Origin of the sequence: Kutzneria sp. NPDC052558, assembly GCF_044547355.1 — a bacterium.
Taxonomy (GTDB): Bacteria; Actinomycetota; Actinomycetes; order Mycobacteriales; family Pseudonocardiaceae; genus Kutzneria.
On the sequence record NZ_JBIUAG010000011.1, the window covers coordinates 122,080 to 142,168 of the forward strand.

The 20,089-nt window shown below is 70.6% G+C and carries 16 protein-coding genes; 12 read left to right on the forward strand and 4 right to left on the reverse strand.

Features of this window, described 5'->3' with window-relative positions; genetic code table 11:
- Positions 1–148: 148 nt before the first annotated feature.
- The gene (locus ACIG5F_RS21025) at positions 149–676 is read right to left on the reverse strand and encodes an AAA family ATPase (RefSeq protein ID WP_396519805.1); all 528 of its coding nucleotides are present in this window, start codon (positions 674–676) and stop codon (positions 149–151) included.
- 572 nt (positions 677–1,248) lie between these two features.
- Here ACIG5F_RS21025 and ACIG5F_RS21030 point away from each other — a divergent pair.
- The 4 genes from ACIG5F_RS21030 to ACIG5F_RS21045 all read left to right on the forward strand — a co-directional run bounded on the left by ACIG5F_RS21030 (position 1,249) and on the right by ACIG5F_RS21045 (position 4,245).
- Positions 1,249–2,040: a hypothetical protein gene (locus ACIG5F_RS21030; protein WP_396519807.1), complete on the forward strand. Its 792-nt coding sequence runs from the start codon at positions 1,249–1,251 to the stop codon at positions 2,038–2,040.
- Between the two features lie 107 nt (positions 2,041–2,147).
- The gene (locus ACIG5F_RS21035; protein ID WP_396519809.1) at positions 2,148–3,491 is read left to right on the forward strand and encodes a CHAD domain-containing protein; all 1,344 of its coding nucleotides are present in this window, start codon (positions 2,148–2,150) and stop codon (positions 3,489–3,491) included.
- 57 nt (positions 3,492–3,548) lie between these two features.
- Positions 3,549–3,746: a CsbD family protein gene (locus tag ACIG5F_RS21040; protein WP_396519811.1), complete on the forward strand. Its 198-nt coding sequence runs from the start codon at positions 3,549–3,551 to the stop codon at positions 3,744–3,746.
- A gap of 112 nt (positions 3,747–3,858) precedes the next feature.
- Positions 3,859–4,245: an STAS domain-containing protein gene (locus ACIG5F_RS21045; RefSeq protein ID WP_396519813.1), complete on the forward strand. Its 387-nt coding sequence runs from the start codon at positions 3,859–3,861 to the stop codon at positions 4,243–4,245.
- On the opposite strand, the gene ACIG5F_RS21050 is transcribed toward ACIG5F_RS21045, so the two are convergent.
- Entirely contained in the window at positions 4,180–6,294 is a 2,115-nt protein-coding gene (locus tag ACIG5F_RS21050) for a PP2C family protein-serine/threonine phosphatase (RefSeq protein WP_396519815.1), read from the reverse strand. The two genes, ACIG5F_RS21045 and ACIG5F_RS21050, sit on opposite strands and share 66 nt — an antisense overlap.
- Before the next feature lie 84 nt (positions 6,295–6,378).
- Between ACIG5F_RS21050 and ACIG5F_RS21055 the strand changes: the two genes are divergently transcribed.
- From ACIG5F_RS21055 to ACIG5F_RS21085, 7 genes are all read left to right on the forward strand, one after another.
- Positions 6,379–10,701 carry a HAMP domain-containing protein gene (locus ACIG5F_RS21055; protein WP_396519817.1) on the forward strand — a complete coding sequence of 1,441 codons (4,323 nt, stop codon included), beginning with the start codon at positions 6,379–6,381 and terminating at the stop codon, positions 10,699–10,701.
- 43 nt (positions 10,702–10,744) lie between these two features.
- On the forward strand, positions 10,745–11,098 hold the full coding sequence (locus tag ACIG5F_RS21060) for an STAS domain-containing protein (protein WP_396519819.1): 354 nt from the start codon (positions 10,745–10,747) through the stop codon (positions 11,096–11,098).
- 200 nt (positions 11,099–11,298) lie between these two features.
- Positions 11,299–11,751, forward strand: coding sequence for a fluoride efflux transporter CrcB (gene crcB / locus ACIG5F_RS21065; RefSeq protein WP_396519821.1), 453 nt, complete (start codon positions 11,299–11,301; stop codon positions 11,749–11,751).
- Positions 11,748–12,104 (forward strand): fluoride efflux transporter CrcB, encoded by a 357-nt coding sequence (crcB, locus tag ACIG5F_RS21070; RefSeq protein WP_396519823.1) that lies wholly within the window; start codon positions 11,748–11,750, stop codon positions 12,102–12,104. Before crcB (ACIG5F_RS21065) ends, crcB (ACIG5F_RS21070) begins: the two co-directional genes overlap by 4 nt.
- A 24-nt stretch (positions 12,105–12,128) precedes the next feature.
- Positions 12,129–12,740 (forward strand): sulfite oxidase-like oxidoreductase, encoded by a 612-nt coding sequence (locus ACIG5F_RS21075; protein WP_396519824.1) that lies wholly within the window; start codon positions 12,129–12,131, stop codon positions 12,738–12,740.
- Positions 12,733–13,410: an FAD-binding oxidoreductase gene (locus ACIG5F_RS21080; protein ID WP_396519826.1), complete on the forward strand. Its 678-nt coding sequence runs from the start codon at positions 12,733–12,735 to the stop codon at positions 13,408–13,410. Before ACIG5F_RS21075 ends, ACIG5F_RS21080 begins: the two co-directional genes overlap by 8 nt.
- A gap of 84 nt (positions 13,411–13,494) precedes the next feature.
- Positions 13,495–15,039 (forward strand): purple acid phosphatase family protein, encoded by a 1,545-nt coding sequence (locus tag ACIG5F_RS21085; protein ID WP_396519828.1) that lies wholly within the window; start codon positions 13,495–13,497, stop codon positions 15,037–15,039.
- Here the strand turns inward: ACIG5F_RS21085 and ACIG5F_RS21090 are convergent.
- Entirely contained in the window at positions 15,008–15,787 is a 780-nt protein-coding gene (locus ACIG5F_RS21090) for an HTTM domain-containing protein (protein WP_396519830.1), read from the reverse strand. The genes ACIG5F_RS21085 and ACIG5F_RS21090 overlap by 32 nt on opposite strands.
- 257 nt (positions 15,788–16,044) lie before the next feature.
- Positions 16,045–16,638 carry an SdpA family antimicrobial peptide system protein gene (locus ACIG5F_RS21095; protein WP_396519832.1) on the reverse strand — a complete coding sequence of 198 codons (594 nt, stop codon included), beginning with the start codon at positions 16,636–16,638 and terminating at the stop codon, positions 16,045–16,047.
- 358 nt (positions 16,639–16,996) lie between these two features.
- On the opposite strand from ACIG5F_RS21095, the gene ACIG5F_RS21100 reads away from it, so the two are divergent.
- Positions 16,997–20,086, forward strand: coding sequence for a BTAD domain-containing putative transcriptional regulator (locus ACIG5F_RS21100; RefSeq protein WP_396520163.1), 3,090 nt, complete (start codon positions 16,997–16,999; stop codon positions 20,084–20,086).
- Positions 20,087–20,089: the final 3 nt, after the last annotated feature.

The window sequence follows — 20,089 nt, forward strand, 5'->3', positions numbered from 1 at the left end:
CTGATATTCGGGCGCAGCGGCGAGTGTCCGTCAGCCTGCACAATGCCTGGCCTTCCTGGGCGGCGAGCGCGGAGGTTGGCAACGCCTGCCGCCCGTGTGAAGGCGGCACTACGCCAGCGGCGCCGGCGGCCAGCACGAAACGCCGTGACTAGCTGTCGGTGCATGAGGGCCAGTGGTCTGCTGCCCACTCTGACCAGTCCCGCCACCCTGCTGGCGGGGCGGGGATCTCCCCGTCGCTGAGTTCGGCTGCGTCAGGCGCCTGGAACTGCTCCCGCCACGCGTCCACGTCGGCCTCGCTCATCGGGAATGTCTGGTGCGGTGTCGTTTCCTGGCGGTGTGCGATGCGGGCGAGCTGGACGTCCTTGTCCACGGGCAGGTAGACCACCTGGCATGCCGCCCCGACCGAGTGGGCCAGCCAGCGCAATGCCGACCGTTCATCGCGGCCCCAGAGCCCGTAGTCGAGCACGACGTTGACCCCCAGCCGCAGCGTCTGAAGGGCGACCGAGATGAGCCGCCCTTCGAGCACCCACCGTTCACCACCCGGCCGCTGGAAGTCGCCAATGGCATTGCCGAACAGCGGGATCATCCAGTGATCCGGGGTCAACCGCAGCGCGTGGTGCGCTGCCGCGAGTTCTCCGGCCCGGGTGGTCTTCCCGGCGGCGGGGAGCCCGACCATCAGGACCAGGGTGGCGATACGCCGATCCCGTGCCACGACAGGTCCGGCTGGGGCCGGGCGTGAAAATGGTTCTCCGCTGTGTGAATCGAACCGCTGCGACTGAGGCATGACTCCCCTGATCAGGCAGGATGACCCGGCAGCACAGGAATGGCTGCCGGCAGGACACTGATCCGGCGGTACGTTCTGGCACTGCCCCGACCGGGGCAGGCGATGAGGCCGCGGTTACGGCAGCCTCGGCACCGCCGCTAGGCGGCGGTCCGGGTGGTCATGGCAGCGAAGCAACCCATCGCTGCATCGTAGCCGACGCCTGGTCGTCCGCGGTGCAGAGTCAGCAGTAGTTGGATCTGACGCTGGTTGCGTGATCAAGCATGCGCCCGATGGCGGCGTGTCGATGGCGCGGTGCGGGTGATCAAGCCCTGGTCACCCGGCCACGCCGGCCCCAACGCCGTTGTGGTCCGGGTGGCACGAACTGGCGCACGCCGGCGCTGGTGTCTGGAGCTGGCAGGATGTGGTGCAGGGGAGTCGCGCTTGTCGGACGCGCGTTCCCTTTCCCGACCTGAGGATTGGACGCAATGGGACGCTCGTCGGTGTTCACCTTCCAGTACATCGCCATCGACACGGAGGCAGGTGTCACGCCGGAGGAGTTCGAGGCCTTCGTGCGTGGTGAAGGCGTTCACCTGCCCTTGTACCCGGGGTGGCGGTGGACGCTGCTGCGTGGGTTGCGCGGAGAGCGGACGGGGCAGTACCTGATGCTGTACGAGATCGACAGCGCCGAGCAGCGCGACCGCTACGTCACGGCCCGGGGTGAGCAGACCGAGCTGGCCCGGCAGTTCTGGGCGCGGCATCCCGAGGCGGAGGCGGTGCTGGCACGATGGCGGCGGCTGGGCACGTACGGCGAGTTGCCCACGTTGTTCACCGACTACCGGCTGCTGGCCGACAACCCGCGGAGCACGGTCACGCCCGGCCCCCGCTACCGCGACCGTCCGGGGGAGCAGCCCGTCGCCCGGGTCGTCGGGATCCACAACCTGGCGCTGCGCGCCGGTGTGACCGAGGAGATGTTCGACCGCTTCATCGCCGAGAACCACCACCGGATCGACGACTACCCGGACTGGCGGTTCCACGTGCTCAAGGGCGAGCGGGGCAACCGCCTCGACCAGTACGTGATGATGATGGAGATCGCGAGCCTGGACGCGCTGGACGTCTTCTACCCCGAGCCCGACATCGCCACCGGCGTGGCCGCGGAGTTCGCGGCCGCCCACCGCGACACCAAGCAGATGTACGAGGAGTGGAAGCAGCTGGCCTCGTTCTCGGGCTCGCCGCAGATCTACACGGACTACCTCGCCGTCGCCGAGAACCCGGCCTAGCCCCGCACGACGGGGACGGGCCCGTCGACCACGAAGCGGCGTGCGATCACCTCCTCTTGGTGACGGAAGGAGGCATAAGGGACGCCGGCTGGTGGTAGCCGAGGGGTATGGCGACGCGAGTGACGGAGACGGAGCGGAAGTACGAGCCGACACAGGCCGGCCGGCTGGCGGGGGTGCCGGGGCTGGAGGGCGGCGAGGAGACCGTGCTGGACGCGGTCTACCACGACACGGCGGACCTGCGGCTGGCCCGCAGGGGAGTGACGCTGCGGCGTAGAACGGGCGGCGCGGATGAGGGCTGGCATCTGAAGCTGCCGATGGGTGGTGACACCCGGGAGGAGATCCACGCCAGGGATGCGAAGCAGAAGGCCGCGAAGCGGGACGCGGATGTGAAGCGGGTGCCGGAGGAGTTGGCGGAGCTGGTGCGGGGAATGACGAGGGGGGAGCCGTTGGCGCCGGTGGCTCATGTGCGGACGAAGCGGCGGCGGTGGGAGTTGCGGGACGGGGAAGGACGGTTGGCGGCGGAGATCGTCGAGGACGACGTGGCGGCGCAGACGTTGGGGCACACGGCGGTGGTGAAGGCGTGGCGGGAGATCGAGGTGGAGTTGGTGGAGGGCGGCGACGAGGTCTTCGAGGCGGTGGAGCGGAGGCTGGGCAAGCCGTCGGAGGTGCCGTCGAAGCTGGCCAGGGTGTTGGGGGATCGGTTGCCGGGCAAGGAAAAGCCGGCGAAGGGGATAACCGGGCACGTGCGGCGGCAGGTGGCCGAGATGGGGCGGCAGGACGTCAGGATCCGGCGGGACGGCGAGGACGCGGTGCACCGGATGCGGGTGGCCAGCCGGCGGATCCGTAGTGTTCTCCAGGCGTACAAGGGAAATCGGCGGGTGATCAAGGAGCTGCGGTGGCTGGGCGCGGTGCTGGCGCCGGCGCGGGACCTGGAGGTGCTGCGCGAGCATCTGGAGGCCCAGGTGGGGGAGTTGCCGAGCGAGTTGGTGCTGGGCAACGTCCGGCAGCGGCTCACGGAGACGTTCGCGCCGAGGGAGCAGCGGGCGCGGGCGGAGGTGCGGCGAACGCTGAACAGCAAGCGGTACTTCGCGTTGCTGGATCGGCTGGACGCGCTGGAAGTGAGGCCGGCACACAAGAAGAGGCGGCTCCGCAAGACCGAGCGCCGGGTGTGGGGCAGGCAGACGCTGCATGACGTGCGCAAGGCGGCGAAGCGGGCGAGGTATGCGGCGGAGGCGGCAGGCAAGCCGAAGTTGGCGCGGCGTATGAAAAAGCTACAGAAGACGCTGGGCGTGCACCAGGACTCCGTGGTGGCGCGGCAGGAGCTGCGGACCATGGGCGTGCAGTCGCATTTGGACGGTGACAACGGGTTCACCTACGGCCTGTTGTACGGATGTGAGCTGCGTCGCGCTGAGCGGGTGGAGGAGTCGTTGCCCCGCAAGCGGAAGGTTTGAGCGGGACGGCGACGGGTACTCGGTTCCCAACGGAACCGGCGCTAAGGAGGCACCGAGATGAGCACGGAGCGCAAGTTCGAGGGCAAGGCCGACGAGGTCGTCGGCAAGGCCAAGGAGGGTGTCGGCCGCGTCACCGGCGACGAGCAGTTGCAGGCCGAGGGCCGGGGCGACCAGGTCAAGGGCGGCCTCAAGCAGGCCGGCGAGAAGGTCAAGGACGCGGCCCAGAAGGTGAAGGACGCGGTCACCGGCAAGTGACCCGTACGGGGTAAGGGGGCGCCCCGCCGACTTCCGCCGCCCGCGCCGGTTTGTCCGGCGCGGGCGGCGGGTACACCCCAGCGACCGCTGCGCACGACAGAGGACGGCCCAAGTGATCGAAACGAAAGCGCAGGCCGAGGTGCTGACGCTCGCCCTGGCCGGTGAGCTGGACGTCGGCACGCAGGCGGCCACGTCCGCGCGCATCCACGAGGCGCTGGCCGGCGCGCCGAAAGTGCTGGTGCTGGACCTGCGGGAGGTGGACTTCCTGGGGTCGACCGGCCTGTCGGTGCTGATCGAGGCGCAGCGGGCGGCGGAACTGCGCAACACGGTGATCTGCCTGGTGGCCGACCGCCGGGCGACGTTGCTGCCGCTGGAGCTGACCGGCCTGACGACGATGTTCCCGGTGTTCAGGACCCCGCAGGAGGCTCTGCGGTCAGCGGACGCGCAGCGCCAGCAGGCAGGTGTCGTCCCGCGCGTTGGCGCCGACATGAGCCAGTAGCAGATCGGCGTAGCGCTCGATGTCGGTGTCGGTCCGGGCGGCCGTCACCACGAGGTCGTCGAGGCATTCGTCGATGTCCATCCCGGCCCGTTCCACCAGCCCGTCGGTGAACAGCACGAGCCGGTCCCCCGGGGTCAGCGGCAGCACCTGCTCCTCGTAGGTGGGTGAGCGGAACGCCCCGAGCAGCGGACCGGCCGGCAGCGGCAGCAGCGACGCCGAGCCGTCCCGCACGAGCAGCGGCGGCAGATGCCCGGCCCGCGCCCACACCAGCACCGAGGTCTCCGGGTCGAACACACCGCACAGCACGGTTCCGCTGATCCGCTCGGGCAACCCGGCGGCTGCGGTGTTGAGCCAGGCCAGCAGTTGCGCCGGCGGCGCGCCGGTCATGGCCAGCCCGCGCAGCGCGTTGCGCATCGAGATCATGCCGGTGACCACGGGGATCCCGTGCCCGGCGATGTCCCCGACCACCAGCAGGAGTTGCCCCGACGGCAATGTGACGGCGTCGTACCAGTCGCCGCCGACCAGATGCTGGGTGGCGGCCGGCTGGTAGCGCACGGCGATGTCCAGCCCGGTGGTCCGCGGCAGTGCAGCGGTGGGCGGGATGATGGCGTGCTGCAACTGGATGGCCAGCTGCTGCTGCTCGTCGGCGTGCTCGGCGGTCACCTCCAGCGCGAACTCGGTGTGGTACTCGGAGGTCACGTCCTGCCAGGCCCCGCGCAGCGCCACGACCTCGCCGGCCGCGTCCGGCACCGGTTCGGCGAACAGCCGCAGCTGACGGTCGGGCATCTTGAACACGGCCGTGGCCGGGCGCCGACTGTTGATCACGGTGTGCAGCAGCCGGTCCATTGTGGACTCACCGTCCGCGCCGAGCTCGGCGGCCAGTTCCCGCAGCGGCAACGTGTGCCGGACGCCGGTGACCTCGTACATCTGCGGGGTCCACGAGACCCGCCCGGTGACCAGGCTCTCCTCCCAGCCGCCGAGACCGCCGGCCCGCAGCGCGTTGTCGGCCAGCTCGGAGTCGGCCACCCGCCGCCAGCTGATGGCCACGCCGTCGTACAGGCGGGCGATCCGGATCCGCCGCTCCTCGTCCTGGAACTCCTCGCCGACCCCGGTCTCCAGCACCCGCACGGCCCGGTCGAACAGCCCGTCGGCCTTGGCGGCGAACGGGAACAGGGCCAGCAGCCGCTCCCCGATCATGTCCGCCGGCGGCAGCGGCCAGCCCTCGCCGACGTGGTCCACCACGAAGTCGACGACCTCGCCGTCGACCAGCGCGGCCCGGGCGGTCAGCACCGCGTCGACCAGGCTGTCCAGCAGGCCCAGCAGCCACGACTGCTCGCCGTCGACGTCGGTGAGGGTGCTCGCGCACAGGTCGGCCAGCGCCGTCAGCTCGGTCCGCTGGCCGGGGCTGAAGTCACGGCGCGGAACCGGCCAGCAGATCTCCATCGCCCCCAGCACGGCCCGGCTGTTGCGGATCGGCAGCACCGCCCGCGCCCCGCCCGGCCACCGACCGGGCCCCAGGGCCGCGTCCCCGGAGTGCAGCCACAGCGGCCGCTGCTCCACCACGGCGCTGCGGGCGTGGCAGGCGAGCTGCGGCGGCAGCTGACGCCAGCGGGCCGCCTCGGCCGGCCCCAATCCGCGTGATCCGACCATCTGAAGTGTGCCGTCCGGCTCCACCCGCCAGATGGCCAGCGCCACGGCCCCGGTCGGCAGCAGCGCCTCGGTGAACACCGCATCGGCCAGCGCGTCGCCGTCTCTTGCGTTCGAAGCCCGGGCCTCGGCCAGCCGCTGGGCCAGCACCGGAACGTCCCCGCGCACCGCTGGCGGGTCCGTCTCCATCAGCTCGGCGGCCATCTCCAGCGGCGTGATGCCCACGCTGTCGGCCAGCGTGTGCAGGTGCTCGGTGGCGTGCGCGAGGGTGCCGCCGATCCGCTCGACCAGGCGGCCTTTGGCCTGCTCCAGGACGGCGTCCGCGGCTGCCCGCGCCCGTAGCTGCGCCAGCTGGTCGCGCTGGTGGGCGACCAGCCGGGCCAGCCGTTCGAGGTCCGACACCCGGCGAGTCTAGAAGTCGCCGGGCCGTTATGCCCGCATGCCAGGATGGATCAGACGGGGACACGAGCGTCATGGGAGCGGCAGATGGTGGTGGAGGGCAAGGCCGTGCAGGACGAACGGCTTCAACAGCTGCTCCACGGCCTCAAGGCGGTGCGCGACGGGGACTTCGGCACGCGGCTGCCGAGGGTCGGCGACGTGCTGATGGACGAGATGTCCGACGTCTTCAACGGCATGGTCGACCAGCTGGCGCTGTTCACCTCCGAGGTGACGCGGGTGGCCCGCGAGGTCGGCACCGACGGCAAACTGGGCGGCCAGGCCACCGTGCCGGGCGTGTCGGGCACCTGGAAGGACCTGACCGACTCGGTGAACGCGATGGCCGGCAACCTGACCGGCCAGGTCCGCGACATCGCCGAGGTGGCGACCGCGGTGGCCAGGGGCGATCTGACCCAGAAGATCACCGTCGACGTCAAGGGCGAGATGCTGGAGCTCAAGGACACCATCAACACGATGGTGGACCAGCTCTCGTCGTTCGCCGACGAGGTGACGCGGGTGGCCCGCGAGGTCGGCAGCGAGGGCCGCCTCGGCGGCCAGGCGACCGTGCCCGGGGTGGCCGGCACCTGGCGCGACCTCACCACCTCGGTGAACTTCATGGCCGGCAACCTCACCGACCAGGTCCGCAACGTCGCCCAGGTGACCACCGCGGTGGCCAGGGGCGATCTGACCCAGAAGATCACGGTCGACGCCCGGGGCGAGATCCTGGAGCTGAAGAACACGATCAACACGATGGTGGACCAGCTGTCCTCGTTCGCCGACGAGGTCACGCGCGTGGCCCAGGAGGTCGGCACCGACGGCATCCTCGGCGGCCAGGCCCAGGTGCCCGGCGTCGGCGGCACGTGGCGGCAGCTGACCACGTCGGTGAACTTCATGGCCGGCAACCTGACCGGTCAGGTGCGGTCCATCGCCCAGGTGGCGACGGCCGTGGCCAAGGGCGATCTGACCCAGAAGATCACGGTCGACGCCCGGGGCGAGATCTCGGAGCTGAAGAACACCATCAACACGATGGTGGACCAGCTGTCCTCGTTCGCCGACGAGGTGACCCGCGTGGCCCGCGAGGTCGGCACCGACGGCAAGCTGGGCGGCCAGGCCGACGTCAAGGGCGTGTCCGGCACCTGGAAGGACCTCACCGACTCGGTGAACGTCATGGCCGGCAACCTGACCGGTCAGGTGCGGTCCATCGCCCAGGTGACCACGGCGGTGGCCAGGGGCGACCTGTCGCAGAAGATCCGGGTCGACGCCCGGGGCGAGATCCTGGAGCTCAAGGACACCATCAACACCATGGTCGACCAGCTCTCGGCCTTCGCCGACGAGGTGACGCGGGTGGCCCGCGACGTCGGCACCCAGGGCGACCTGGGCGGCCAGGCGATCGTGCGGGGCGTGTCGGGCACCTGGAAGGACCTGACCGACAACGTCAACGTGATGGCGTCCAACCTGACCGGCCAGGTGCGGTCCATCGCCCAGGTGGCGACCGCGGTCGCCGAGGGCGACCTGACCAAGCGGATCCGGGTCGAGGCCCGGGGCGAGGTGGCCGGCCTGGCCGACACCATCAACACGATGGTCGACACGCTGTCCGCCTTCGCCGACGAGGTGACCCGCGTGGCCCGCGAGGTCGGCACCGAGGGCCAGCTGGGCGGCCAGGCCCGGGTGCCGGGCGTGGCCGGGACCTGGAAGGACCTGACCGACAACGTCAACTTCATGGCCAGCAACCTGACCTCCCAGGTCCGCAACATCGCCCAGGTGACCACCGCGGTGGCCAGGGGCGACCTGTCCAAGAAGATCGACGTCGACGCCCGCGGCGAGATCCTGGAGCTCAAGACGACCATCAACACGATGGTCGACACGCTGTCCTCGTTCGCGGCCGAGTCGACCAGGGTGGCCCGCGAGGTCGGCCGGGAGGGCCGGCTGGGCGTGCAGGCCGAGGTCGAGGGCGTGTCCGGCACCTGGAAGCAGCTCACCGAGAACGTCAACGAGCTGGCGCTGAACCTGACCAGGCAGGTCCGGGCCATCGCCGAGGTGACCAGCGCGGTCGCCACCGGGGACCTGACCCGGTCCATCACCGGCGAGGCGCAGGGCGAGCTGGCCGAGCTCAAGGACAACATCAACACGATGGTCCGGTCGCTGCGCGAGACCACCCGGGCCAACGAGGACCAGGACTGGACCAACACCAACCTGGCCCGGTTCTCCGGACTGATGCAGGGCCACCGCGAGCTGCGCATCGTGGCCGAGCTGATCATGAACGAGCTGACCCCGCTGGTCGACGCCCAGCTCGGCACGTTCTTCCTGGCCGAGGCCGACGCCGAGGGGGTGCGGCTGCGCCTGGTCGCGGGCTACGGGCATCAGGAGGACGCGGTGCCCAAGGAGTTCCGCCTGGGCCAGTCGCTGGTCGGGCAGGTGGCCACCACCAAGAAGACGATCCTGGTCGACCAGACCCCGGACGACTACGTGCGCATCGCCTCCAGCCTCGGCGCGGCCGGCCCGGCCAATCTGATCGTGCTGCCGATCGTGTTCGAGGACCAGGTGCTCGGCGTGATCGAGCTGGCCTCGTTCGGCCGGTTCACGCCGGTCCAGCGGGACTTCCTTGAGCAGCTGATGGAGACCATCGGCGTCAACGTGAACACGATCATCGCCAACGCCCGCACCGACTCGCTGCTGGCCGAGTCCCAGCGGCTGACCCAGGAGCTGCGGGCCCGCTCCGAGCAGTTGCAGGACCAGCAGAGCGAGCTGCGCCGCTCCAACGCCGAGCTGGCCAGGCAGAACCGCGACATCGAGGTCAAGAACTTCGAGATCGAGCAGGCCCGGCAGGAGCTGGAGGAACGGGCCCAGCAGCTGGCCCTGACCTCCAAGTACAAGTCCGAGTTCCTGGCCAACATGTCCCACGAGCTGCGCACGCCGCTCAACAGCCTGCTCATCCTGGCCCGCCTGCTGGCCCAGAACCCGACCCGCAACCTCACGCCCAAGCAGGTCGAGTTCGCCAACGTGATCCACTCCGCCGGCACCGACCTGCTCCAGCTGATCGACGACATCCTGGACCTGTCCAAGGTCGAGGCGGGCAAGATGGACATCCACCCGGAGCGGTTCCCGCTGCCCCAGCTGCTGGAGTACGTGCGGGCCACCTTCCAGCCGCTGACCGTGGAGAAGGGCCTCGGCTTCGGCGTGCAGGTCGCCCCGGACGTGCCGGAGACCCTCTACACCGACGAGCCGCGGCTGCGGCAGGTGCTGCGCAACCTGCTGTCCAACGCGGTCAAGTTCACCGAGACCGGCCGGGTCAACCTGGCCGTGCGGCTGGCCGGGGACACCGTGGAGTTCGCGGTGTCCGACACCGGCATCGGGATCGCGCCGGACAACCTGGAGACCATCTTCGGCGCGTTCCAGCAGGCCGACGGCACCACCAGCCGGCGATACGGCGGCACCGGCCTCGGCCTGTCCATCAGCCGCGAGGTGGCCTACCTGCTGGGCGGCGAGATCAAGGCCGACAGCGAGCTCGGCGTCGGCAGCACGTTCACGCTGCACCTGCCGGTCGAGCCCGAGTTCGCCGAGCAGGCGCCCGCGCCCGAGCCGGCCGCCCCGGACGCGCGGCGGCGGGTGCTGGTGCTGGAGTCCGGCGGCGAGCAGCTGTCCACCCTGGCCCGGCAGGTCGCGGTGACCCTCGGCGACCCGCACGTCACCGTGGCCGCCACGCCCGACGAGGCCGCCGCCGCGCTGCTGGCCGCGCCGCACCAGGCCGTGGTGCTGGACCTCAACCTGCCCGAGGCGATGTCGCTGACGTTCCTCAAGCGGCTGGCCAACCACTCCGACCTGGCGGCCCTGCCGGTGTTCGCGCACCTGGCCCGGCCGCTCACGCCGGCCCAGGACCGGCTGCTCCAGTCGCACGTGCGCAACCGGCCGGTGCAGATCGTGGACAGCGTCCGCGAGCTGCGGGAACGGCTCGTGCAGCAGCTGTCCACCGAGGAGCACGGGCACGAGCGCCTGCGCGGCCGCAAGGTGCTGGTGATCGACGACGACGTGCGCAACGTGTTCGCCATCGTCGGCATGCTGGAGACCTACGGCATGACCGTGCTGCACGCCCCCAACGGCCGCAAGGGCATCGAGGTGCTGCTGGCCAACGACGGCGTCGACCTGATCCTGATGGACGTGATGATGCCGGAGATGGACGGCTACGCCACCACGTCGGCGGTGCGGGCCATGCCGCAGTTCGCCCAGCTGCCGATCATCGCCGTGACCGCCAAGGCCATGCAGGGCGACCGGGAGAAGAGCCTGGCGTCCGGGGCCAACGAGTACGTCACCAAGCCGGTGGACGCCGACGAGCTGCTCGACACCATGCACCGGGTCTTGGGGCTGGGCGAGAGCTGACCGTGCCGTAGGCTGCGGCGTCAGTCGACGATGGGGAGAATACGTGCCCGAGAACCCCGGCGCCTTCGCCGCCGACACCGAGCTGGTCGGCGGCGTCGCCGTCGTCCACCTGGCCGGCGAGCTGGACATGCAGACCGTGCCGGCGGCGACCCTGGAGCTGGACCAGGCCATCGAGGCCGGGCCCAGCGGCCTGGTGGTGGACATGACCGGGCTGACCTTCCTGGCCTCGGCCGGGCTGGCCATGCTGGCCGCCGTGGGCGAGAAGGCCGGGCAGGCCGCCGTCACGCTGCGGCTGGCCGCCGACAGCCGGATCGTGCTGCGGCCGCTGGAGATCACCGGCCTCGACGCCGGCTTCGCCATCCGCGACTCGGTGGACTCCGCCCTAGCCGACTTCTGACCCCCGGTGCTTGACCCCTCGGCGCTTGGAAGGGGGCTTTCCTTCACTCGGAGTGGAGGAAAGCCCCCTTCCAAGCGGTTGGGTATGCTGGGTGGGTCCGGCGGTGGGGCTCGCCGGCCCGCAGGCCGGGGAACCGTGGCAGTGTCGCCGCCAACAGTCCCTACTGGATCCTGTCCGTTCGGGTTCTTGTAGGAGGCTGTGTGTCGGTCGACCCCGATGTCGACGTCCATGTTCCGGCTCAGCGGCGCGAACTGGCCCGCACCCACGGCGGCGTGCTCGCGGTGATCGCCGTCGGCGGCGGGCTGGGGGCGCTGGCCCGCTACGGCATCTCGCTGTGGCTGCCGACCACGCCGGGGCACTTTCCACTGGGGACGTTTGTCATCAACGTGCTGGGCTGCTTCCTGATCGGCGTGCTGATGGTCCGATGGGGACAGCGGCCGCTGCTGCGGCCGTTCCTCGGCGTCGGCTTTCTCGGCGGTTTCACCACGTTCTCCACCTACGCCGTGGAGACGCGGGCTCTGCTCACGCCTGGCGACGTGCCGATCGCCATGGCCTACCTGTTCGGCACGCTGGCCGCCGCGATGCTGGCGGTGCTGGCCGGGGTGGCGCTGATGCGGGCCCTGACCGGCAAGCCGGCGGAGGTGGCGGCGTGACCCTGGTCCTGGTGTTCGTGGGTGCGATGGTCGGCGCGCCGCTGCGGTACCTGACCGACCGGGCCGTGCAGGTGCGGCACGACTCGCTTTTCCCGTGGGGCACGATGACCGTGAACGTCGTCGGCTGCCTGGTGCTGGGATTGCTGGCCGGCGCGGGAACTTCGCTGCCCAGCGCGGTCGCGGCCCTGGTCGGCACCGGCTTCTGCGGGGCGCTGACGACGTACAGCACGTTCAGCTACGAGACCCTGCGGCTGGTGGAGCAGAAGGCCTACCTGTACGCGGTGATGAACGTCCTGATCAGCCTGATCGCCGGGCTGGGCGCGGTGTTCCTGGGCTACGCGCTGGCTGCGTAGCGGTCCTGGAGGCATACTTCGGCCATGAGTCGACCCACGCGGGGTTTCGTCGGGAAGCGGCGGGCGCCGAGGGACCGGCGGCTGCCGCCGGGGCAGTACGACATCGGGCGGGATTTTCCGGTGCTGACGGCGGAGGTCACGCCGAGGGTGCACACGGACCGCTGGACGATGAGCATCGACGGCCTGGTGCGGGCGCCGGGCAAGTGGACGTGGGACGAGCTGCACGCCCTGCCGCAGGAGGAGTACCGGGGCGACATCCACTGCGTGACCACGTGGTCGAAGTTCGACACGAGGTTCGGCGGGGTGAGCATCGACCTGCTGCTGGACCAGGTGGAGCCGCTGCCGTCGGCCACGCATGTGCTGGCCACCTCGACCACGGGCTACACCACGAACCTGCCGCTGGAGCACCTGCGCAACGGCAGGGCGTGGCTGGTCTGGACCCACGAGGGCAAGCCGCTGCACCGCGATCACGGCGGCCCGGTCCGGCTGCTGGTGCCGCGCCTGTACTTCTGGAAGAGCGCGAAGTGGGTCACCAAGCTGACCCTGCTCGACCACGACGTGCAGGGCTTCTGGGAGCGCAACGGTTATCACGACCTGGGCGATCCCTGGCTGGAACAGCGGTACCAGGGTGACTGACCCGCGCGGCTGGCGGTACGCCAAGGTCGTCTCGACCAGTCATGACACCCCGCACAGCGTGACGTTGCGGCTGGACGTGCCCGACCGGGTGCGGCACTTGTCGGGCCAGCACTACGTGGTTCGGCTGACCGCGGAGGACGGTTATCGGGCGCAGCGGTCGTATTCGATTGCCTCGGCCCCGGACGACCCGGTGCTGGAGCTGTTCGTGGAACGGCTGGAGGACGGCGAAGTCTCCACGTACCTGGCCGATGTCGTGGCGCCGGGGGACGAGCTGGAGGTCCGCGGCCCGATCGGCGGCTGGTTCGCGTGGAACGGCGCCGCGCCGGCGCTGGGCGTCGGCGGCGGCTCGGGCGTGGTGCCGATGATTTCCATGCTGCGGCACAATTTCGACAACTTCCGCGTGGCGGTGTCGGTGCGCACGGCCGAGGATCTGCCCTACGCCAACGAGCTGGTCGCCGCGAACGCGCTGATCGCCGTGACCCGTGAGGACTTCGGCGGGCGCAAGGCCGGTCGGCTGAGCGCGCAGGAACTCGTGGCCCTCTACACGCCCGGCGCCATCTGCTACGTCTGCGGGTCGGCGGCGTTCGCCGAGGCGGCGAGCATGCTGCTGCTGGACATCGGTGTGCCCACCGAGGACATCCGCGTCGAGAGGTTCGGTCCGTCAGGCTGATTCATCGCCTGGACAGATCTTGTTCACGCCCGCGTCGCTCCGCCAGCCTAGGTTCTGCGCGATCCCGAGCTGAGGAGAACCCCCATGCCCGACAAGCGCACCGTCAGCCGAAGAGGAGCGCTGGGACTGCTCGGCGCGACCGCCGCCGCCCCGCTGCTGGGTTCGGCCACCGCCGAGGCGGCGACGCCGGCCTTCGTGCCCAGCGTGGGCAACGGCGCGACCCCGGTGCAGGGCCTGCATCTGACGTTCGGCCGCGATCCCTCCCGCCAGATGGTCGTCTCCTGGATCACCGAGGGCTCGGTGCGCAAGCCGCGCGTCGTCTACGGCACGCTGGAGGGCGGCTTCGGGGGCTGTGTGGACGCCGACACCAAGACCTATGTGGACGGCACTTCCGGTCGCACGGTCCACATCCACCATGCGGAGCTGAACCGCCTGCGCCCCAACACCCAGTACATGTACGCCGCGCAGCACGACGGCGCGACCCCGGACGCCGGCGCCTTCCGCACCGCGCCGTCGGGCCGGATGCCGTTCACCTTCACCAGTTTCGGCGACCAGTCGGCGCCGCAGGTCACGTGGGCGGCCAACGGCTCGGTCGGCCTTGACGCCAACTCCACCCCGGCCACCAAGGACATCGTCACCGGCATCGAGACCGTGGCCCCGCTGTTCCACCTGCTCAACGGCGACCTGTGCTACGCCAACCTGGACGTGGACCGGGTGCGGACCTGGAACAACTTCTTCACCAACAACACCCGCTCGGCCCGGTTCCGGCCGTGGATGCCGGCCGCCGGCAACCACGAGATCGAGAAGCAGAACGGGCCGATCGGGCTGGGCGCGTATCAGGCCTACTTCCAGCTGCCCTCCACCGAGACCGACCCGGAGCTGGCCGGCCTGTGGTACTCGTTCACCGCCGGCTCGGTGCGGGTGATCGTGTTGCAGAACGACGACAACTGCCTTCAGGACGGCGGCGACGTCTACATCAGCGGCTACTCCGGCGGCCGGCAGCTGGCCTGGCTGGAGCGGGAGCTGGCCGCCGCGCGCAGGTCCCGGGACATCGACTGGCTGGTCGTGGCCATGCACCAGGTGATGATCAGCACCTCCGACGCCAACGGGGCCGATCTGGGGCTGCGCCAGAAGTACGGGCCGCTGTTCGACAAGTACGGCGTGGACCTGGTGCTGTGCGGGCACGAGCACGACTACGAGCGCTCGCTGGCCGTGCGCGGCGTGGTGTCGGGCAGCGAGACGCTGACGCCGAACCCGGTGTCCTCGGCCACCGACAACATCGACGCCACCCACGGCACCGTGCACATGATCCTGGGCGGCGGCGGGGTTTCCGGCACGACCAACGGGTCCTTCTTCAAGGACGGCACCGGCAAGGTCGTCACCGCCGTCTCGGCCACGCCCGGCTCTAACGGCAAGCGGACCTCCACCTATGTGCGGGAAGAGGCGGTCTGGAGCGCGGTCCGCGACCTCGACCACCCCTACGGCTTCGCCGCCTTCACCGTGGACCCGGGCCGCCGCCCCGGCGACACCACCACCATGCACGTCACGTACTACAACGTGAACAAGCCCCACGGCGACCTGTCGGTGTTCGAGAAGTTCAGCCTGCACCGCAGGCGTTCCGACGGCTGATCCGTCCACAAGGGACTCCGCCGGCCGGCGGGGTCCCTTGTCTCACTTCACGAATCCGATGCTGGTGAAGTCGGCCGAGGCGATGCCGAAGGCCCCGGAGTTGGCCAGTGAGGCGGGCGGTTGAGCGGCTCCGTCTCGGACGGCGCGCGGCACCGGGGCCGAGCGCGAGCAGGGCGAAGGCGATCATGGCGAGGCCGAAGCTGGGCAGGCCCATCAGCACGATGATGGCCAGGTGCAGGCCGGTGACCAGGAACGCCGCGACCAGGCGGCGCCGCCGCCGGCCGAGCACGAGGACGGCGATCGCCAGCTGCGCGGCGATGACGCTCCACGTCACCAGCGCGACCAGCCACCGCGAGTCCAGCAGTGGGGCGACGGTTCGCAGCGCCGAGGCCGGCAGCCCGAACTGCGGGTCGTGCAGGACGAAGTACAGCGCCGAGCCGTCGCGCCAGGCCGGATCGACCAGCTTGGAGCCGGCGGCCGTGACGTAGATGAGCGCCACCTGGAACCGGATGACCAGCTGGGCCGCGAACGCGCGGCCGCGCCAGCGGGCCGACAGCGGCCCCGACGGCCGGGTCCACTGCCAGGTCCGCCGGTCGCCCAGGCACAGCGGGACGGCCAGCATGGTGGCGATCACCGCGGCGTTGTCGCCGCCGTTGATCGCCGGCATGCTGGCGGTGAGGCTGAAGGTGACGTACCACTGCGGTATGCACGTCCACCGCGGCCGATATCCGGTCGCAACGACAATCAACGTCATTATGGTGATGGCCCGGGCGAATACGTAGTCGCCGGTCAGGGCATGGCTAAGGCACCACAGCGACGCCGACCGCACGCCATCGCATCCAACCGTGGCCATCCCGTCCGTCGCGGTGCTGAAAAGCGTGTTGTCTGGCGTGCACACGACACTGGTCAACGTGGCCGACGCGAGCAGAACCCGGCCGACGGCAAGCGGCCGGCCGCGGGGATCGTGAACCGTGGCCGCTCGGAGCAGTGACTGCCAGAATGCCGTTAGCGCCGGCATGTCAGATTCACTTCCGTGACCGCGTAGATGTGACTCGGCGCGGATGGCAGGTCCGCGCCGACGGGAAAGCTCGGGTGTTCGATGGTGATGACGGTTCGCCCGCACAGGGCCGGGGCCGCCGACCGGTTTGTCACGGTGGCTGGATTCGGTTTCGCTATCAGCGGAAAACAGTCGGCGACGGTTGCCGCCGTGCACGGATGCCACGCCGCCTGGGGAATCTGTCGGGCAAGGTCGCCGAGCTCCCAGGACTGCGACTCGGCCGACCGCTCCAGTCCCCATTGCCGGTCCGACCAGGTCAGACGCTGCAACTGAGGGACGAGGCGGTGGTCGGTGGGGTCGACGCGGTAGGCCGAGAGCTCATCCTTCGAACCGAGCCCGGTGAAGAACGACCAGCCCTGCGGCCACAACGCGGTGTAGGCGCCGGACCGCTGCTCGAGGCCAGCGTTCCCGGACAGCTGGGTCAGGCAGGCGAGAACCAGCGAGACGACCAGCAGCGTGATCGTCGTGGCGAAACTGCGTCGGCTGAGTTCCCCTTCGTCACCGGTGTCGCCGCGGCGACGAAGGGAACGCGCACTCCGCATTAGTTAGGGGCCGTCTTGGGCGGCCCGATAGTCGACGCGGCGGAGTTCGGGCTGTTCGGCCCGAGATAAGTGTTCGCACTGTGCGTGGCGTCAGGTGGCCGTGACGATTCGGCAGTGCCCGATGTGAGCGCGAAGATACCGGCCGTGATGGCCGCGACCGCGCCCAAGGTAATTGAACGCTTCACTTCTTATTACCCCCCTGGTAATAATCACTCATATTCAGTTGTCATCCCCGTCGCCAGGGTAGCTCAGGTCGCCGCGCGTTCGCCACTCGTTGGCCATTTCCGTGGGCGGGCCCACTCGGTAGGCTGGCGCGGTTGGCCGCTGGACGATGGTCGGGTGGGGAGCCGGGTTGGACGTGCTGATGTTGGGCCCGATCGAGGTGCGGGCCGGCGGTCGGCGCCTGTCGATCGGCGGACCGCGGCAGAAGAAGCTGCTCGCCGTGCTGCTGCTCAACGCCAACCGGTCCCTCACGCTCGACCGGCTGGTCGCCGAGCTGTGGGAGGAGCCGCCCAGCTCGGTGCGGCAGCAGGTGCACAACTCGGTCGGCAGCCTGCGCCGGGCCCTCGCGCCGGCCGGCAGCGGCCTCACACTGCTGACGACCGACGCCGGCTACCAGCTCAACGTGGCGCCGGCGTCGACCGATGTGGAGCAGTTCCGCGGGTTCGTCGCGCGGGCCAAGGAAGCGGACGCGGCCGGCGAGGCGGAGCGCGCGATCGCCGATCTCCGGTCGGCGCTCGGCCTGTGGCGGGGCGAGGCCCTCGCCGGGCTGGAGGGCCGGTCGATCACCGCGGCGGCAGCTGGCCTCGAGGAGGAGCGGCTCACCGCGATCGAGCACCTCACCGCCTCACAGCTGCGCGCCGGCGACCACGCGGCCGTCGTGGCCAAGCTGCGGGACCTGGTGGCGGAGCATCCGCTGCGGGAGAGCTTCCGCGCCGACCTCATGTCGGCCCTGCACCGCAGCGGCCGGCCGGCCGAGGCGCTCGCGGTCTACGACGAGGGCCGGCGGCTGATGGCCGAGGAGTTCGGGCTCGACCCCGGGCCCCGGTTGCGCGCCCTGTTCGCCGACATCCTGGCCGACTCCGGCGAGACGGACACCGCGGCCGACACGACAGCCGAGGCGGCGCCCGAGGTTCCGGTCGAGGACGTCGAGCCGACAGCCACGAAGTGCTTTCTCCCCAACGACACCCGGGACTTCTCCGGCCGCGCCGCCGAACTGGGGCAGTTCACCGCCGAGATGCAGCGCTCACTGCCGTCCGCGCTGGTCATCTCGGCCATCGACGGCATGGGCGGCGTCGGCAAGACCACGCTGGCGGTGCACCTGGTGCACGGCATCGCCGACGAGTTCCCCGACGGTCAGTACTTCATCGACCTGCGCGGTTTCAGCCTCGGCCAGGATCCCGTGCCGCCGGAGCAGGCGCTGGACTCGCTGCTGCGGGACTGCGGCGTCCCGGCCGAGCTGGTGCCGCCGAGCCTGGAGGCGCGGGCGGCGCTGTGGCGCTCGCACATGGCCGGCAAGCGCGCGGTTGTCGTGCTGGACAACGCGATCGATGTCGCCCAGGTGCGCCCGCTCATTCCCGGCACCCCGGGCATTCTTGTCGTCGTCACGAGCCGTCGCCGCCTGACCGCGTTGGAGGGCTCGGTCCCGCTGTCCCTGGACGTGTTCCCGCGCGAGGACGCGGTGTCGCTGTTCGTCCAGATCGTGGGGGAGGAGCGGACGGCGCCGGAGCCGGAGGCCGTGGTGGCGGCGGTCGAGCTGTGCGGACGGCTGCCGCTGGCGATCCGGATCGCGGCGGCCCGGCTGCGCGACCGTCGGAGCTGGACCGTGGCCAACCTGGTGGAGCGGCTGGAGACCCAGCGGCGCAACGAGTTCCTGCGGACCGGCGACCGCAGCGTGGCCTCCGCGCTCAAGCTGTCCCTGCGCTACCTGTCCCCGACCCAGCAGCGGCTGTTCCGGGTGTTGTCCCTGCATCCGGGCCACAACTTCGACGCCTACGTGGCGGCCGCGCTGGCCGACATCCCGGTGGCCGAGGCCGAGGACCACCTGGAAGCGCTGCTGGACGACAACCTGCTGCGGCAGGATGTGGTCGGCCGATACTACTTTCATGACCTGGTCCGGGAATGCGCCCGCCAGCTGTGCGAGGAAGTGGACGGCGAGGACGGCATGCGGGCCGCGGTCGGCCGGCTGCTCGACTACTACCTCTGCGCGGTCCGCGACTGGTCCGGGCACCTGCGCACCAACCTGCAGGACCTTGAGGACGTCGACGTCCAGCATCCGCGGGCCGAGGCCGGGCGGGTGCGGCCGGTGGCCCCGAAGGACGCCGACACGGTGCTGCGCGACGAGTACGCGAACGTGCAGGCCGTCGCCCATCTCGCGGCCGACGAGGGCTGGCCGCGTCACGCCTGGCGGCTGGTCCGGGCGATTCAGCCCTACATCAAGAACACCCACCAGATCGGGGTGGCGCGGGCCCTGTTCGAGGCCGGCCTGCTGGCCGCGGAAGCCGATCACGACCGGCACGGCCGGTCGATCATGACCCAGGCCGTTGCCGGCTCGCACCGGGAGCACGGCGATCACGAGGCCTCGGAATCGCTGCTGGGGCGCGCGCTGGAGCTGAGCCGGTCGACCGGCAACCGCTACACCGAGGCGACGCAGGTCACCGAGCTGGCCCTGATGCACTACTACGCGGAACGGATGGTGCCGGCCTACGAGGGTTTTCGCGCGGCGGAGGCGCTCGCGGCCGAGCTCGAACGCACCAGTCTCGACTGGACGCTCGCCAACTGCCTCGGTGTCGTGTGCCGCAACCTCGGCCGCTGGGACGAGTCGCTCGGGCACTTCCGGCGGGCGCTGGAGATCGAGGAGCGACGGGGCGGCTCCATGGTGAACCGCTGCCAGCTGTGGTGGAACATCGCGATAACCAAGCACCTGATGGGCCGCAACCACGAGGCGCGGCGCGAACTGGACCACGTGCGGTCGGTCAGCGCGGAGATCGGGTACGAGATGGGGGAGCTGCTCGTGCTGGCCGGGTTGTGCTCGACCGAGCGGGCGTTGGGAAACATGAGCAGCGCGATCGAGTTCGGCCGGCAGGCGCTGCTGCTGGCGCGCCGGTTCGGCCACCGCGTGTCGGAATACGAGGCGCTCAACGACCTCGGCGACGCCACGCTCGGCGCCGGGGACATCGACCGGGCGGCCGAGATCTTCACACAGGCGTACGACTACGCCGTCGAGTACGGGCTCAACCGCGGTCGCGGGAGTGCGTTGGAGGGGCTTGCCCATGTGGCCCGCGCGCGGGGTCGGTTCGCCGAGGCGCGCGACTACTGGGAACGAGCGGTCGAGGCGCATCCGGACGACGTGGTCGAGGCCGGGTACGCGCGGGCGCACCTGGTCGCGGTCGAGGACGAGAGCATCGAGTGCTTTCGGTGCCGGGTGTTGGTCCATGACGTCGAGTGAGGG